Raw genomic sequence first — 16,853 nt, 5'->3', positions numbered from 1 at the left:
CGTTGAATAACTTCGCTTCACAAAACATACCTGCTCAAATCCGTCGACTTCATCAGCTCGCCCAGGTTGGCGTCCACGAAGGCTTCGTCCACGACCACCTTCTCGCCCGCACGGTCGGGTGCGGTGAAGCTGAGTTCCTCGAACACACGTTCCATCACGGTATAAAGCCTGCGCGCGCCGATATTCTCGATGGTCTGGTTGACCTCCGCCGCGATGCGGGCGAGGGCCTTGATGCCGTCCTCGGTGAATTCGACGTTCACCTCCTCGGTCCCCATGAGGGCGGAGTACTGGCGGGTCAGGGCGTTGTCCGTCTCGGTCAGGATGCGCACGAAATCTTCCTCGGTCAGCGCGCGCAGTTCGACCCGGATGGGCAGGCGGCCCTGAAGTTCGGGCAAGAGGTCTGACGGCTTGGCGATGTGGAAGGCGCCGCTTGCGATGAAGAGGATGTGGTCGGTCTTGACCGGGCCATGCTTGGTCGAGACGGTCGTGCCCTCGATCAGGGGCAGCAGGTCACGCTGCACCCCCTCGCGCGAGACGTCGCCGCCGCGGGCCTCCTGCCGGGCGCAGACCTTGTCGATCTCATCGAGGAAGACGATGCCGTTCTGCTCGACCGCCTCTAAAGCTGTGCGGTTGACGGTTTCGTCGTCCAGCAGTTTGTCGGCCTCCTCGGAAATCAGGATGTCGTAGCTTTCGCGGACGGTCATCTTCTTGCGGGTGGTGCGGCCGCCGAAGGCCTTGCCGAAGATGTCGCCGAGATTCATCATGCCCATCTGGCCGCCGCCGGGCTGGCCGGGGATGTCCATCATGCCAAGGGGGTTGGAGGTGTCGGCGACGTCAAGCTCGATCTCGGTGTCGTCGAGCAGGCCATCCTTGAGCTTCTTGCGGAACATCTCGCGCGTCGACTCGCGGGCATCCTCGCCGGCGATGGCGGCGATGACGCGGTCCTCGGCCTGTTGGTGGGCGCGGGATTTGACGTCTTCGCGCATGAAGTCGCGGGTCTGGGCGATGGAGCTGTCGACGAGGTCGCGGATGATCTGTTCGACATCGCGGCCGACATAGCCGACCTCGGTGAACTTGGTCGCCTCGACCTTGATGAAGGGGGCGCGGGCGAGTTTCGCCAGGCGGCGGGAGATTTCGGTTTTGCCGACGCCGGTGGGGCCGATCATCAGGATGTTCTTGGGGTAGACCTCCTCGCGCAGGTCGTCGGAGAGCTGCTTGCGGCGCCAGCGGTTGCGCAGGGCGACGGCGGTGGCGCGCTTGGCGTCCTTCTGGCCGATGATGTAGCGGTCGAGTTCCGAGACGATTTCGCGCGGGGTGAGGTCGGTCATGGGGCGTCCTGTGGTTGCGTTACGGGGGAACGTAAGCATGGGGGGCCGAAACGCAAGGTGCGGTTATTCGGAGGTTGCGGTGAGGTCGTCCCAGGGCGGCAGGCGGGATTTGCCGGGGAAGTTCGGCAGGGCGCGCATGAGGGCGACGCGCAGGTGGGTCCAGAAGGTGCCGAGGCCGGTGATGAAGGCGCCGATGACCAGCATCAGGAGCGGAAGCTGCGTGCCGCCGCCATCCATGCTGAAGAGCCAGTAGATCACGGCGGCGAGATAGCCCATGCCGGCGGTCAGGAACGAGCGGCGGTCGATCACGAGGGCAAGGCAGGTGACCAGCAGGAAGCCGACGATGGTGAGGATCGTGCCAAGCGCGCCGTCGAGGTTGTAGACGGTCATCATCACGGTGTTCACCAGCGCGGGCGCGGCCAGCAGGTGCAGCCAAAAGGCCGAGCGGGCGCGGCGGCCGATGCGGTGCGGGTCCTGCATGTCGAACCAGAGGCCGGAGATGAAGGCGAGGATGCCGAAGATCAGCGTGCCGAGGGCCAGTGAGCCGCCTTGGCGCAGGTCGAAGAGGCTCCAGAAACTGCCGGACATCAATGTGTTGACAGGGCTGGTTTCGGTGGTGATCGCGTAGATCGTCATGAAGCCGTAAAGCCCCACCAGCAGCATCGAGAACGGCACGCGGAAGCGGCGATAGTGCAGCAGGATCGACGCCATGCCACCGAGGCCCAGCAGGATGGCGGCCAACGCGCCGGAGGTGAGGCCGATCATGTCGAGGACATAGCCGATCAGCCCGCCCGCGCCGGTGGCATAGGTGCAGACCAGCACGATCGACGGCAGGCTCATCCGGCGTTTGAGCGTGAAGTAATGCGCGGCGAACCAGCCGACGGCGATGAGCGCCGCCATGACAAAGAGAATACCGCCCGCGGCGGCTGCGAAAGCTACGGCACCCGAGGTCAGCAGGATCAGCCCCAGCGAGATGAAGATCTCGGCAAAGCCGGAAAACAGCTCAAACGGTTCATCCTCGTTCGCGCGCCGTGCGATACGGCCGGCGCGTTCGTGCGACAGGGCGCTGAGGCGCGCGGCCTGTGCCTCGTCGATGATGCCGGCGGCAGTGGCCGCGCGCAGGTCGTCCTGGGTCAGGGTCATGGGCGGTCCTCGGGTCGTCTTCGCGCCAGCCCTAAAGGACCTGTTGGCCGAAAGAAAGGCAGCATTCTGACGTGGAAAGGCTCTGCTCGGCAGGTCAGTGCTTGCCGAGGAAATCCAGAAGCCCGGCGTTGAAGTCCTGCACGTGGCTCGTGTTGCAGCCATGCGGCGCGCCCTCGATCTCGCACAGGCTGCTGTGGGCAACCATCTTGTGGGTGCGGTGGCCGGAGCCTTCGATCGGCACGATGCCGTCGGCGGTGCCGTGCAGGACCAGCGTGGGCACGGTGATCTTCTCCAGATCATCGCGAAAATCGGTCGTGGCCCAAGCCTTCATGCAGCCAAGCGCGGCCTCCGGCGTGGACTGCTTGCACAGGTCAAGTGCCTGTTGCCGCTGTTCCTCCGTCACCTTCAGGTCGCCATCAGCCGAAAAGAAATCCTTGGTGAATCCCTCAAAGAACGCGTCGCGATCTGCCTTCAGGTTGTCTTCGAACTCCTGCGCGGCGTCCTTGGTCAGGGGGCCGTCGGGGTTATCGTCCGATTGCATCAGACAGGGCGGAACGGCAGCGGCGAAGACCACCCTTTTGAGCCGTGCCTCGCCGTGGTTGCCGATGAAGCGGGCCACCTCGCCGCCGCCCATGGAAAAGCCGACGAGCGTGACGTCGTTCAGGTTCTTTTCCTTTATTATCTCTTCGAGATCGGCGGCGAGCGTGTCGTAATCGTAATTGTCGTCGGGCGCGGTCGAGCGCCCAAAGCCGCGACGGTCATAGGCAATGACACGGTGGCCGGCCTGGTTGAGCGCCGGAACCTGGTATTCCCATGCCTCTGCCGACAGGGGCCAGCCGTGGATCAGGATGACCGGCTGACCGTTGCCGCCGGTGTCTTCGATATGCAAGCTCATGGAGTCCTCCTCGTGCGATGCACTTCAGTCAGGAGAACGAGGTGGGCGGCAGTGATGTTCCGCCTTGTCCTCAGGCGCTAATGGATTCCACGGTCAGGTTGCCGTTGGTGTAGACGCAGATGTCCGACGCGATGGCCATGGCATCCCGCGCAATCTGTTCGGCGGACCTGTCGCTGTCGATCATGCCGCGCGCGGCGGCCAGCGCGTAGTTCCCGCCCGAGCCGATGGCGGCCACGTCATGTTCGGGTTCCAGCACGTCGCCCGCGCCGGTGATCACGTAAAGCTGTGAGCCGTCGGTGACGATCAGCATCGCCTCGAGCTTTTGCAGGTACTTGTCGGTGCGCCAGTCCTTGGCCAGTTCGACGGAGGCACGTTGCAGTTGGCCGGGGGTCGCTTCGAGTTTTGATTCCAGCCGTTCCAGCAGGGTGAAGGCGTCGGCGGTGGAGCCGGCGAAACCGGCGACCACGTCATAGCCACCAGGGCTGATGCGGCGGACCTTGCGGGCGGTGCCCTTGATGACGGTATCGCCAAGGCTGACCTGCCCGTCGCCCGCGACGACGACCTGCCCGCCCTTGCGGACGCCGATGATGGTTGTGCCGTGCCAGCCGGGGAAATCGCTCATGGTCGGGGCTCCTTTGATCTTTGGACCTATATGGAAGGCGCGGGGCGGAGTGGCAACCCGGGTGGGCAAATGGAGCCGCGCATTGGCGGGCCGCGGTGCGGCGATCTACCGTTGTTCCTGGGTGTTTTATTTCAGCCAAGTCCGTGAAAGTTTAGGTCGGAGCGCCATGCCCAGCCCAATCGCCGTGCCGTGGGGGCGGCGTCATGCCGAAGGCATGCTACTCGCATGACGATACGCGGCGGCGCGGCAGGGCCGCGCCTTGGTTCCGCGCATGGTGCTTAAACGAAAAAAGGCCGCCCAGTGGGCGACCCTTTGACTGTTTTATCCGATTAGCTTCAGATCGACTCTTCGATCCAGCCTTGCAGCGCGGCCTTGGGCGCGGCGCCGGTCTTGGTCGACACCACTTCGCCGTTCTTGAAGATGAACAGCGCCGGAATGCCGCGCACGCCCAGCTGCGAGGGCGAGTTGGGGTTTTCGTCCACGTTCACCTTGGCGATCTTGACCTTGCCGTCCATCTCGGAGGACAGCTCTTCCAGCGCCGGGCCGATCTGTTTGCAGGGGCCGCACCATTCGGCCCAGAAATCCACCACGACGGGAATGTCGGAGTTCTTCACTTCGCTATCGAACGTGTCGTCGGTTACGGCAACGGTGGCCATCTCGGTTTCTCCTTGAGCTCAGGTTCGACAGCGAACCTATGTAGAGCGATAGGGAGCGTCAAGCTATATGGGTGTCGGCCAGGGCCTGCGTCACAAGATCGTGTGGCAGGGGCATGAGGGTCGCCGTGCGGGTCCAGAGCAGCGCGGTCTCGATGCTGCGGCCGGGATAAATCTGTTGCAGGGCATGAGCATAGGCGCCCATCTGCCGCAGAAGTCCCGAGGGCACGTCAGCGGGCGCGTTGGGGACCACGGCGTTGGTCTTGAAATCCACGGCAAGGATTTTTTCGGGGGTGACGATCAGGCGATCGATCGCGCCGTGAATCCGGCGGCCACCCAGCGCATCGAGATTGGCGGAAACTGGCACCTCTGCCAGCGCCTGCGGTGAAAAAAGAAAGCGCAGGGGCTCTTGCGCAAGGACGTGTTCGGCCTCGGCAAGGAGCAAGGCAAGCTCCTGCCCCGTTGCGGCGTCCGGTCCGTGGGCGAGCAGAGACTCGGCGGTTCCGGCCCAGTCGGTCTGGTCGCGCTGAGGCAGCATTTCCAAAAGGCGGTGCACTTGCCGGCCGCGGCGCTTGGCGGCGTCCTCGTCCAGCCCTGCCTCGCCCGGCAAGGCCTTGTCGCCGCCAAGATCAGACGGCGCAAGCGTCTCAGTAGCGCGCATCGCGGGCTTGGCGTGATCCTGAAAGAACGCGGGAAGGGACGGCGTGATCGTGGGATCGACCGGGGCCGATACAGGCTCTGTTCCGGCCCAATTCCCGGATTCCAGCCGCAAGCCCTGCCCGCCGTCGAACACGTGCTCGACGGCGTCGGATCGCAGCATTCCGCCCCGCACCTTGCTGTACCAGTCGCGCCCTTCCTTATCGAGATCACCCGCCGCGGCGACGATCAGCCATTGCTCGGCCCGGGTCATGGCGACATAAAGCAGGCGGTCGCGCTCGGCCCATTGGGCATCGCGCTCGGCGGTGTCGATGGCCTGAAGGGCCGTGGGCAGATCATCGCTGCGCGGCCGCCACAGTGCGGTGTCCCCTGCCCCGATCAGCTTGGCGTCGACGCGCAGATCGCGCTTGGCACTGTCAGGCAGGATCACGATGGCCGATTCCAGCCCCTTGGCCGCGTGCGCGGTCATGACGCGAATGCGGTTGCCCGCATTGTCCAGTTGGCGCTTGATTTCCAGGTCGTCGGTTTCCATCCAGACCAGGAAACCCGTCAGGCTGTCGATCGCATTGCGTTCATAGGCCATCGCCTGCGACAAAAGCGCGTCGATGCCGTCCTCGGCCTCGGGCCCCAACCGTGACAAAAGGCGGGCGCGCCCCTGGTGCCGCGTCAGGATTCGCTCGATCATGTCATAGGGGCGCAGGTAATCGGCGGCGCGGCGCAAGTCGTTCACCACGGCAAGCGTTTCGGGATACTCCGCCGCGCGCTCGCGCAGGGTTTGCCAGAGATATCGGTGCGGGCGGTCATGGGCGAGGTCGAAAAGCTGTGCCTCGCTCCACCCGAATAGCGGCGAGCGCAGGGCAGTGGCGAGCGACAGGCTGTCCTCGGGCGTCGCAAGAAACGACAAGAGCGCCGCGACATCGCGCACCGCCAGTTCCGCGCCGACGCGCAGGCGGTCGGCCCCGGCGACGTTCAGCCCCTCGGATTTGCAGGCGCGGATGATCTCGTGAAAGAGGCCGGAGCGGCGCTGCACGAGGATCAGGATATCGCCCTCGGTGATGGCCCGCGCGGCGTTTCCTTCCTTGGATGGCAAGGGCGTGCCCAGCATCTCCTTGATATTGCGTGCGATCTGCGCGGCAAGCCGGGTGGCCGGGTCGCCCGGGGCCTTGATATCGACGGGGTCGTACCACTCCGGCGGCTCTTCGGCGTCTTCCTTCTCGATCGGCGGCCAGAGGTCGACACGACCCGGCATCGCATCATGGAACGCCTTGTGCTTTTCGCGCTGGGTAAAGCCGCTGGTATCGAGCCCGCGAAAAGTTTCGTCGACCAGTGACAGGATGGTCTGCGCGGAACGGAAGGAAAACTCCATCTCCATGTCCTGCAGCGGCGCGTCGGTCACCTCCAGCTTGGTGCGGAAATCCTCCTTCATGCGGTCGAACCCTTCGGGATCGGCGCCCTGGAACGAATAGATCGACTGTTTCTTGTCGCCCACGACAAAGATCGTCCGCTGCCGGTCGGCGCGGGCGCCGGTGCCGCTGGTGAATTCCTGCGACAGGCGTTCGATCAGGGTCCATTGCACCGGGCTGGTATCCTGCGCCTCGTCGACCAGGATATGGTCAATGCCACCGTCCAGCTTGAACAGGACCCAGTCGGCGACCTTGGGATCGTCCAGAAGGTCACGGCTGCGCAGGATCAGGTCGTCGAAATCCAGCATGCCGCGGGCCTCCTTGGCGGCGGCATAGGCGGGCAGGAAAATGCCCGTGAAACGGTGCAGAATCCGCGCTGTCTCCCGCGCCTGAAGGGCAAGGCGCGTGTCGCGGGCTTCTTCGACCCGGACCATCAGGGCATTCAGCGCATCGGTCAGGCCTGGGTTTGCCTCGCGCAGGGCCTTGGTTGGAAAAGACCCTATCTTGGCCGAGAATGGCGATTTTGCACTACTGCCGGTCAGAAAGACATCCTCGAGGATCGGCAGCGCCTGAAGCGAGGGAATGTCGGCCATCGTCAGCTTGACCGCCGCCTTCGCATCATTGGTGCTGCCTGCGGTCAGGATCGGCAGGAGGTCGGCCATCAACTGGGCTTCGCCCCCGAGGAAGACAGAGGTAACGAGCGACTGCGCAGACTCCTCCGGCCTCAGCCCGAAGAGCGCCGAGAGATCGGCCTCACTGACCGGGTTGGACAGACGATCCCGCTTGCCGACGATCTCCTGCGTCAGGCTTTCGAGGTCCTCGCCGGTGTAGTGCTCGGCAAGGTCATAAAGCGCCTGCGCATCAGGGCCGTTGGCGATTTTCTCGACCACTTCGGCGCGCAGGAGGGCGGCGGCGCGGTCTTCCATCTCGGTGAATTGCGGGCTGACCCCGGCCTCGAGCGGGAAACGCCGCAGGAGAGCGGAGCAGAACGAGTGGATCGTCTGGATCTTCAGCCCGCCGGGCGTTTCGATCGCCACCGCGAACAGGCGGCGCGCCTCGCGCAGGCGCTCGGGAGTGATCGGGCCGTCGATGCCCAGGTCGGTCAGGCGTGTTTCCAGAATGTCATCGGGTAGCATCGCCCATTCGCCCAAACGGTCGAACAAGCGGTTCTGCATCTCTGACGCCGCGGCCTTGGTGTAGGTCAGGCAAAGGATATTCTGCGGGTCTGTTCCAGCCAAAAGAAGCCGTGCAACCCGATCCGTCAGGACCTTGGTCTTGCCCGATCCGGCATTGGCTGACAGCCATGTCGAGCGGTCGGGGCGGGCGGCGTCGATCTGGCGCTGGGTGGCGTCGTCTACCATTTGCCCACCTTTTCCGGATCGGCCTCGTCGGTGATGTCCCATTCGCCGAAGCGGGCCAGCTGATCGTAGTCACCCGGCATGTCCTTGGTCTTCATCGCTCGGCGCGACAGGTATCCCTGACCCGGGTCCATGTAGCGGGTGATCAGGTCCTTGAGTTCCGCCCATGTCTGGCCGGTCGGGGCCTCTTCCAGCGGGGCGGGCACCTGTTTGGGCTCTCCGGTGAGGCCGATGAACACCGCCCTTTCGACAGGGCTGGGCGACAGCTCCCCGAACCCGGCGCGTTCGGCCAGCGCGGCCTCGAGCAAAAGCTGCTTTTCGAACGCCTTCTGCGACTTGGGCGAGGGGGGCGCGCCGGTCTTGTAATCGTAGATGTGCAGCCGCCCGCCCGTGTCGATGTCGATCCGGTCTGCCTTGGCCGTCAGGGTGAAATCGAGCGGCTCGACCTGCGCGCGCGCCATCTGCTCGAACGCGGTGGGCCGGGCCAGTGCGCGGCGGTCCGCCTCGGTCTCGATGAACCAGTCGGCGATACGCGCGATGCGGGCAAGCCAAAGTGCCCGCGCCTCGCCCCAAGGCACGCTTTTGGCGAGAACAGAGACGGTTTCCTGTGTCAGGTAGGCAGGTGTCAGGCTGTCGGGATCGTCCAGCGTGGCCTTGATGACATGCTCCAGCACATCGTGCAGCACCTCGCCGCGCAAGCGGGCATCGGGCAGTTTCATCAGCGGATCGAGCGGGCGCAGGCGCAGGATCTTGTCGGCATAGATCGCGTAGGGATCACGGATCAACTTTTCGATCCGTGTCACCGAAAGCTCTTTGGGCCGCGTGTGGACCGGCGGAATCGGCGCAGGGCGGCGGGCCGAGGGGGTGGGCGTCACGGCCTCGAGCGCTTCGGCGCGGGCCAGCGCGTCGTTGCCCCGCGAGGTCATGGCCGCCAATGCGTCGGTTCCGCCCTCTTCCGGCAATCCTTTCAGCAGGTTGGTCAGGCGATTCAGCCAGCGCGACGGCACGGTCTGGGCGTCGTCCGACCGGACCGAGCGCGTGATCCAGACCTCGGGCGTGGCGGTCGCGGCCTGCTGGAAATCATGGGCCGACAGGCCGATATTCCGCTCGGGCAGCAACAGGCCGGCCTGGCACCGCATGTCGCGGTTCAGCCACGGGTCGCGCGGCGGGATCTCGGGCCATGTTCCCTCGTTCAGCCCGGCAAGGATCATCAGGTCGGCACCCTGCACCCGCGCTTCCAGCGTACCCCAGATCAGGACGCGCGGATCGGTGCCGGTCTGGTTGCGGACCACCTCTCGCGAGAGGACGGCGTGAAACAGGTTGATATAGTCGATCGCCTGCATCGCCTGTGCATACTGCGCGTTTTCCGCAAGGTTAGAGACGCATTTCTCGGCCTCGATGCCGGCGTCCTCGTCCCACAGATGCAACGGCGCGTTCGCATCGGGCCCGCGAGAAATCGCCTCGGCCAGGGTGATATGACTGTCCACGATGGCGGTCAGCGGTCGCGCCTCTGGCGCGGCGTTGCCGAAAAAGCAGGCGCGCAGCCAACTAAGCCAGGTGTCAAGATAGGGATCGTCGGACCCGGCTGCAAAGGCGTCGAGCGTTTCCAGATCCGGCTCTGGCGGTCCATCGCGGCGCAGGTACAGTTCCAGCTCTCGCGTCAGCCGCAGGTGCATGCCGCGCGCGTCGCCCGCGTTGGTCAGCGGGTGTTTCAACAGCGTCAGCAGTTGCGCGGCATCCAGCGGCGCGTTCAGCATCTCGGCCACGTGGCGCAGGAACCGGCCCGGCGCGGAATGGTGCAGCGGCACGCCCGCGCTGTCATCGGGCCGTATGCCCCAACGGTCCAGCGCCGACGCGACACGGCGCGTCAGGGTCCGGTCGGGGGTGATCAGCGCCGCGGTCTGTCCGTGTTCGACCGCTTCGCGCAGGCGCATGGCGATGCAGAGCGCCTCCATCCGGGCCGAGGGGGCCGACAGCAGGGTGATCCCTTCGGTGGCGGGACCGATATCGCCTGCAAGCGAGGGCCCGTGCGACAGCCATTCGTCGGTCACCGGCGCGGGCCGCAAGGCAAGAGACATCAGGCGGTTGCGCTCGGGTGAAACAGGCGCTGTTCCGGGCCAGGGACGGATAATAGACGGCGTGGTGTCCAGATCGGACAGAAGCTGTGCGAACCGGAACTGCGGGTGATCCTCGCTGTTGCGGGGATCGTCCAGTCGTGCCCAGACATGATCGGGCTGGTCGACATCGAACCCCGGCAGCACGACGGCACCTTGGGGCAGTTGCGCGACCGTCTTCATCAACAGCCGGGTCGCGCCGCGGGACCCGGTGGAGCCCGCCAGGATGATCGGGTGATCGGGCGGTTGGTCCTGCCAGAGCCGCGCATAGGTCTCGATGACGAGGCGCTGGCGCGTTTCGACATCGGGCGAGTCGCCGCTGGCCTCGAAATAGGGACTGAGTATGCCCAGAAACGTCTTGATCCGCGCCCAGTGACCGGATTGATCGCCGGTATCTATGGCGGTGATGTCCTCCGGCACGACGCCTTCGCCATGCATTTCGTCCATCAGCCGGGCCAGGCTGTCCGACAGATCGTACAGCGCGGCGCGTGGCGCAAGATCGGGCTCCTGTTCCAGCAGGGCGGACACCACGGTGATCAGTTCCAGCCGCCGACGCAGGGGCGGCATCGGCTCGGGGATATGGGCAAGTCCCAGGGTTTCGCCGAAATCGGTGACAAGGCTGATCCGCGGTAGAAGCAGCGCCGGACCCTGATCGAACAGCGCCCGGATGCGCCGGGCCATGCGGCGGGTGTTGACGATCAGATGCACCCGCGCCAGCGCCTCGGGCGGCTGGCCGTCATAGGCGGCCAGAAGGCCGCGCACCAGCTCCCGGGGAAAGTCCGCGCCAAGCGGCATGCCGAAGACGCGCGGGGTGTCGAGCGGCTCAAACATGGGCATTGTGCAGCATGGCCTCGGCCAGCTTGATACCTTCGGGCGTACCGACGTCGCACCATTTGCCGGGATAGGTCACGGCATGAAGGCGGCCCTCCCGCAGCATCCGGTTCCAAAGGACATTGAGGGAAAAGGCAGGTTCGGCAATCGTGGAAAGACCGTCGGTCTTGAGGATCTGCAGGCCAGTGTAGACGACGCCCGGGCCACGGCTGGCGCGGCCATCGGTTTCGATCACGAAGTCGCCCGGGCCTGCATGGCCAATGGCGTCTTCGCGCGGGATACACAGCAAAAGCGCGTCCATCTGTGCCGGGTTCCACGTGGCGGCAAGCTGCGCCAGCGGGTTGGGGCCGGACCAGACGGAATCGGTGTTCATGGTAAAGACCGGGGTGTCACCAAGCAGCGGCAGCGCCTTTCGCAGGCCGCCGCCGGTTTCAAGGATGTCGGGCTGTTCGTCCGAGATCCGGATATTCCTCCCGGCAAGGTGGGCCGCGATCTGGCCCGGCAGGTAGTGCGTGTTCACCACGGTGCGCGCAGGCCCGTATGCTCCCACGAGATCGAGTGCGTGGTCGATGAGCGGCTTGCCCGCCACCTCGACAAGCGGTTTGGGCCGGGACGCGGTCAGCGCGCCCATCCTCGTGCCGAATCCGGCGGCAAAAAGCATCACTGCGTCAGGGGCGTCGCGCATTTTGATTTCAGCTTTTCAAGGAGAGAAGGATCAGGCGCCGGCAGTCGGTCGGCCAGCATGGCCTGTAGCGGGGCAAGCGCGGGATGCGCAAGGTCGCGCTTCAAAAGGCCCCAGACCCGGGGGATCAGGTCGATGTAATGCGCCTTGCCGTCGCGGATGCAAAGCCGGGCAAAGACGCCGAGGATGCGCAGGTTGCGCTGGGCGCCAAGCACGGCATAGGCGGTCGCGAACGCGTCCGGGTTCTGGCCGGTCTGCAGCGCGTAGCGGTCGCGCATCCGCTGCTCCAATTCGGGCGGAACGTCGCGGCGGGCATCCTGCAACAGCGAGACGAGGTCATAGGCGCGGTGGCCCAGCATCGCATCCTGAAAGTCGAGCAGCCCGACGCGGGCGATGCTTTTGCGGTCGGGCAGCCACAGCAGGTTTTGGGCGTGGTAGTCGCGTTGAATCAGGACGTCGCAAGTGCCGGCATGTTCGGCCAGCAGGTCGTGCAGGCAACGCTCGACGTCGGATCGTGCGGAGGTGTCGGCATCGTCCGTTGCGCCGGGGATGTACCAGTCGAAGATAAGGGACGATAGGGCGCTGGCGGTCGTCGCGTCATAGGTGGCGAGACCGGCGGGTGGGGTCTGGGCGTGCAGATGCACAAGCACGTCCGTCGCGGTGGAATAGAGACTGTTTTCAAGGTCCGGATTCCGCGGGATGATGCTGGCGAACAGCGCATCGCCAAGGTCCTCGAGCAAAAGGAACCCGGCGTCTTCGTCGCGGTCGAGAATGCGCGGCGCGCTCAGGCTGATGCTTGCCAGGTAGTCAGCGATGCGGACAAAGGGGCGCACATCCTCGCCCTTTTCCGGGGGGGCATCCATCAGCACGGCACGTTCCGCGTTCGACGGGCGGATCAGGCGCAGGTAGCGCCGGTTCGAGGCGTCGCCCGCGAGAAACGAGACCACCGCATCGCCCCAGCCTGCCCGCTCGATGAAGGCGCCGATCTGTGTGTCGCGGTCGCTCATGTGGAAAACTCCCCTGCCCGGTCATCCCATCGCGGATCGCGCCAGGTGATGTCAAGAACCCGCTGATCGGGGTCGTCATGCGGCGCGAAATCGAGCGAGAGCGCGTGGTCCGGTGCAAGATCGCCAAGCCGGTCGGGCCATTCGATCAGCGTGACGCTGTCCTCGAAGGCCTCCAGCAGTCCAAGCTCGATCACTTCGCCGGGTGAGGACAGACGGTAAAGATCGGTATGCCAGATTTCGAACACGCCCCCGTCATAAGTCTGCACGAGGGTGAAGGTGGGCGATGGCACATCCTCGGGTTCGGGCAGAAGAGACTGGATCAGGCTGCGCGCGAAATGCGTCTTTCCGGCGCCGACCGGACCGTCGAGCAACAGCACGTCGCCGGGCCGAAGGACGGCCCCGATGCGCCGGGCCAGAGTGGAGGTGGCGTCGGGGCCGGGAAGGGTGAGGTGCAGGCTGCGGGCGGGCATGGCACGACACTACACCGCCGGGTCTGACCTGCAATACAAAGCGCGCGTCAACGTCCAGCTTTTGCCACCGGGCCGGGCACATTGCCCTTGGCCATCAGGGTGATGATCGATGAATTCCCCGGCAGGTGCCCGACTTGACAGGACACAGGCGTTCCATCCGGCGCGGTGACGGAGTCCGAGAGCGTGGCGCGATCCAGCACCGCCTGTTCGACCCGTTCCCAGAACGCGCCCGGCAGGGCCTGTCGGCTGACCGACAGGAAATCCTGCAATGTCATGTCCGCGAAGGACGCGTCGGGATCGACCCCGAGCATTTTCCGGCAGGCCAGGTTGCACAGGGTCACGATGTTGTCCGGGCCAAAGACCACCTTGGCCTGATCGCTGGCGTCCAGCACGGCCTCTCGCAGGGCGATCTGGCTGTGAAAGTGCCGCGCCAACGACACGTTGTCGGTGATATCCTCGAACAGGAATGCGATGGCGCCGTCCGGGTGCGGCCGCCCGGTGACGCGGTACGTCACGCTGTTGGGCAGGTGCCAGTCCTCGAGGTAGAGGCCCCCGGCGGCGGTGCTGATCATATCCTCGATCTGTTTTCGCCACGTGTCATAGTTTTTGGGTTTCGGAAGCACGCGGTTGTCGCGCAGGCTGTCGAAGAATTGCATCAGCGGGGGCTGCGACGACAGGAAAGGGGCTGGCAGCCCGGTCAGGTCCAGCAGCGCGGGGTTGAAAAGCGCCAGCTGGCGGTTCCGGTCAAAGACGGCAAGGCCGGTTGTCAGGTTCGCGAAGATCTTGGTCAGGGTCTGGATAAACTCGCGGCGCACGGTTTCGGCATTGGTGACCCGGGTGATGTCGGTGGCGAACACGGCGCGGATATCGCACGCCGTCACATGCTCGACCTCAAAGACACGGTCCTGCGCGTCAAGGTGGACCCGCGTCGGGCCACTTGCCCCGGTGGCAGCCGCGACGAGCTGCTCTGCCGCCGCGTCGGGATAATCGGCGAAAGCGGCATTCTGCCAGATCGTTTTGCCGTCGCCGCCCAGCATGCGCACGGCACAGGGTGCATGATCGAACACCGTCTGCACCTTGTCGAAGGCGGCGCCCGGTGGCGGGAGCGTGGCGGGCTCGTTTACCTCGACCCGCTCGGCACCGTCATGCCGCGAGAGGGTCAATGACGCATGATCGCCGCGCGTCGTCGCTTGCAGGTCGCGGATTTCGCCGTTTTCCAGCTCGCTCAGGGAGCCGGGAAGCGGGCCAAAGCGGTTGTCCAGCCAGTGCCGCAGGTCCGACCAGTGATCAATCTCGCCCCAGCCCGGGCCCGGCAGCGTAACGGGTCCGGTATCCTGCGATGTCAGGGTGTCGTCATGAAAAAGAAAGCTGATGGACCGCACGTCTTTGTCGGCATCACGGGACGTGGCCGGCTGCCACGACCGGCCCAGCACCCACAAGACCAGCAGCGAGACCACCGCGGACACTGCGAGTGCCAGTGCAAGCGAGAAAGGCGAGAGGCCGGCCATGCAACGTATCCTGATCCAGTTAGCGCCAGCATGAGCCCCCAAGGTTAATGTGTCGTTAACGAAGCCGCGCGTCAGGTCTCGATCAGCTGGTTGTCACCCAATGATTGCCGTCCCTGGCGGGTGTCTTCCTCCAGCCTTGCGCGTGGCCAGGACACCTCGACAAAGGCGCCGGTGCGGTCGGAAAAGCCTTCGCGCTTGCGAAACGAGTCGCTGCCATTGGCAAAGACCAGATCGGCGCCGGAGCGCTCCAGCAGCGTCTTGGCGATAAACAGCCCCAGCCCCATCCCCTCGTATCCCGGGCGCAGTGGATCGGGGCGCGTGAAACGGCGACGCATGAATGGCTCCCCGATGCGGCCAAGGAATTGCTGCGGATAGCCGCGGCCGTCATCCATGATCCGCACGGTGATGGCTGAATCGTTCCACTCACTGTCGATCCAGACACTGTTCCTGCTAAAATCGACCGCATTCTGGATGAGATTGCGCAAGCCGTGGATGACCTCGGGCCGGCGCAGGATGGTGGGCTGCGGCCCGGCATGGGCGATGTCGGCGACGATCTCGAAGCGGATGTCCTTGCCCCGGTCGAGATGCGGCTCGGCGGCCTCTTCCAGCACGGCCGAAAGCGGCGCGCGGCGCAGGTGCAGGTCGTCCTTGCCCGCGCGCCCCATGGACCGCAGGATGTCGCGGCAGCGGTCGGCCTGTTCACGGATCAGGAGCGCGTCGTCGCGCAGGTCGGGATGGTCGTCCAGTTCCTCGGCCAGTTCCGCGCTGGTCAGCTTGATCGTCGCCAGGGGCGTGCCCAACTCATGCGCCGCCGCAGCCACCACGCCGCCCAGGTCGGTCAGCTTCTGTTCGCGGGCCAGCGCCATTTGTGTCGCCTGCAACGCCTCGGACATCGCGTACATTTCCGAGACGATCCGGCGGGAATAGACACCCAGGAACACCACCGCGATCAGGATCGCGATCCAGTTCCCGAAAAGGAACAGGTCGGGAATGAACAGCCGTTCGCCCGTTTGCGTGGTCAAGGGCATGTAGAACCGCGTCAGCAGCGACGTGATGAGGATCGCCGCGCCGCCGAGGAAGATCGTCGACCCGGCCGTCAGCGCCGAGGCCGACACGGTCACCGGCCCCACGATCAGGATAGAGAACGGATTGTGCAGCCCGCCCGTCAGGTAGAGCAGCGCGCTGAGTTGCAGCATGTCGAACAGGACCACCAGCAGCGTCTCGCGCTGGCTGAGGCGCTTGTTTTCGGGAAAGATGAAATAGGCCGTGACGTTGGAGATGATCGACAGGCCGACGACGAAATAACACAGGCCGAAGGCGAGGCTGAGCCCCAGCACGTATTGCGCCACCAGGAGCGCGGCCAATTGCCCGGTCACCGCCCACCAGCGCAGCATCACCAATGTGCGCAGCGGAACCGATTGCCGGCCCGAGCTGAACTCCTGCGGGGTCACGTGGGTGTTTGCCATGCGTGATCTTGTCTCTCTTTCCTTCGGCGAAGGGTGGCTTTAGATGTGCCACAGGCAAGCGGATAATCCTAGCGAGGTGACAGGCATCATGACACGAGTTTACGCGATTCTTGCAGGTGTGGCCGTTATCGTGCTGCTGGGTGTGACCTATTTCGTCACGCAACGGGGCGGCGAAGGCGATGACCAGTTCGCCCAATGTCGCGGCGGTGCGGTAGCCGGTGGAGCCGGCGCCATCGGCGGGCCCTTCACGCTGGTCAGTGAAACCGGTGAGACGGTGACCGAAGAGGACGTGATCGACAAGCCGGCACTGATCTATTTCGGCTATACCTTCTGCCCCGATGTCTGCCCCATCGACAACGCACGCAACGTGGCCGCCGTGGAAATGCTGGAAGAGCGCGGCGAGGACGTGAAGCCGGTTTTCATCACCGTCGACCCCGAGCGTGACACGGTCGACGTGATGCGCGAGTTCACCGACGCCTTTCACCCCGATCTGCTTGGCCTGACGGGAAGCGAGGAGCAGGTGAAGACGGCGACCACTGCCTACCGCGCGTTTTCGTCCAAACAGGATAGCGACGACCCGGATTACTACCTCGTGGATCACTCGACCTTTACTTATCTCACCCTGCCCGAGCACGGATTTGTCGAGTTTTTTCGGCGGGATGACACCGCCGAGGCTATGGCGGACCGTGTCCAGTGCTACTTAGATGCCAGTTGAC

13 protein-coding genes are annotated in these 16,853 nt (G+C 64.9%); 1 reads left to right on the top strand and 12 read right to left on the bottom strand.

All coding sequences use genetic code 11. The annotated features are described in order from the left end of the window. Positions 1-17 precede the first annotated feature (17 nt). The 12 genes from hslU to regB all read right to left on the bottom strand — a co-directional run bounded on the left by hslU (position 18) and on the right by regB (position 16,137). Positions 18-1,328, bottom strand: a complete 1,311-nt coding sequence (gene hslU / locus PVV74_RS07330; RefSeq protein WP_152476488.1) for an ATP-dependent protease ATPase subunit HslU — start codon at positions 1,326-1,328, stop codon at positions 18-20. Positions 1,329-1,391: 63 nt separating this feature from the next. After that, on the bottom strand, positions 1,392-2,471 hold the full coding sequence (locus tag PVV74_RS07325) for a hypothetical protein (protein WP_274592759.1): 1,080 nt from the start codon (positions 2,469-2,471) through the stop codon (positions 1,392-1,394). Positions 2,472-2,565: 94 nt separating this feature from the next. Further along, the gene (locus PVV74_RS07320) at positions 2,566-3,366 is read right to left on the bottom strand and encodes an alpha/beta fold hydrolase (protein WP_274592758.1); all 801 of its coding nucleotides are present in this window, start codon (positions 3,364-3,366) and stop codon (positions 2,566-2,568) included. A gap of 70 nt (positions 3,367-3,436) precedes the next feature. Continuing rightward, on the bottom strand, positions 3,437-3,988 hold the full coding sequence (gene hslV, locus PVV74_RS07315; RefSeq protein WP_057795335.1) for an ATP-dependent protease subunit HslV: 552 nt from the start codon (positions 3,986-3,988) through the stop codon (positions 3,437-3,439). A gap of 335 nt (positions 3,989-4,323) precedes the next feature. Beyond that, positions 4,324-4,644, bottom strand: coding sequence for a thioredoxin (trxA, locus tag PVV74_RS07310; RefSeq protein ID WP_057795333.1), 321 nt, complete (start codon positions 4,642-4,644; stop codon positions 4,324-4,326). A gap of 58 nt (positions 4,645-4,702) precedes the next feature. Beyond that, positions 4,703-8,062 (bottom strand): double-strand break repair helicase AddA, encoded by a 3,360-nt coding sequence (addA, locus tag PVV74_RS07305; protein WP_274592757.1) that lies wholly within the window; start codon positions 8,060-8,062, stop codon positions 4,703-4,705. Further along, positions 8,056-11,004: a double-strand break repair protein AddB gene (gene addB / locus PVV74_RS07300; protein WP_274592957.1), complete on the bottom strand. Its 2,949-nt coding sequence runs from the start codon at positions 11,002-11,004 to the stop codon at positions 8,056-8,058. Before addB ends, addA begins: the two co-directional genes overlap by 7 nt. After that, positions 10,997-11,689: a nucleotidyltransferase family protein gene (locus tag PVV74_RS07295; protein WP_274592756.1), complete on the bottom strand. Its 693-nt coding sequence runs from the start codon at positions 11,687-11,689 to the stop codon at positions 10,997-10,999. The genes addB and PVV74_RS07295 overlap by 8 nt, the downstream gene beginning before the upstream one ends. Continuing rightward, positions 11,665-12,693 (bottom strand): aminoglycoside phosphotransferase family protein, encoded by a 1,029-nt coding sequence (locus tag PVV74_RS07290; RefSeq protein ID WP_274592755.1) that lies wholly within the window; start codon positions 12,691-12,693, stop codon positions 11,665-11,667. Before PVV74_RS07290 ends, PVV74_RS07295 begins: the two co-directional genes overlap by 25 nt. Then, a complete protein-coding gene (tsaE, locus tag PVV74_RS07285; protein WP_274592754.1) occupies positions 12,690-13,163 on the bottom strand; it encodes a tRNA (adenosine(37)-N6)-threonylcarbamoyltransferase complex ATPase subunit type 1 TsaE in 474 nt (157 codons plus the stop codon). Before tsaE ends, PVV74_RS07290 begins: the two co-directional genes overlap by 4 nt. Positions 13,164-13,210: 47 nt before the next feature. After that, positions 13,211-14,671 carry a PAS-domain containing protein gene (locus PVV74_RS07280; RefSeq protein ID WP_274592753.1) on the bottom strand — a complete coding sequence of 487 codons (1,461 nt, stop codon included), beginning with the start codon at positions 14,669-14,671 and terminating at the stop codon, positions 13,211-13,213. Between the two features lie 71 nt (positions 14,672-14,742). After that, entirely contained in the window at positions 14,743-16,137 is a 1,395-nt protein-coding gene (gene regB / locus PVV74_RS07275; RefSeq protein ID WP_274592752.1) for a sensor histidine kinase RegB, read from the bottom strand. A gap of 88 nt (positions 16,138-16,225) precedes the next feature. Here regB and PVV74_RS07270 point away from each other — a divergent pair, with 88 nt between their 5' ends. Beyond that, entirely contained in the window at positions 16,226-16,852 is a 627-nt protein-coding gene (locus PVV74_RS07270) for an SCO family protein (protein WP_103762578.1), read from the top strand. Position 16,853 lies beyond the last annotated feature (1 nt).

The sequence above is a fragment of the Roseovarius sp. SK2 genome (assembly GCF_028807495.1).
GTDB classification, from domain to species: domain Bacteria; phylum Pseudomonadota; class Alphaproteobacteria; order Rhodobacterales; family Rhodobacteraceae; genus Roseovarius; species Roseovarius confluentis.
Note: the sequence above shows the minus strand (reverse complement) of the source record. Positions and strands in the feature narration are given on the sequence as shown.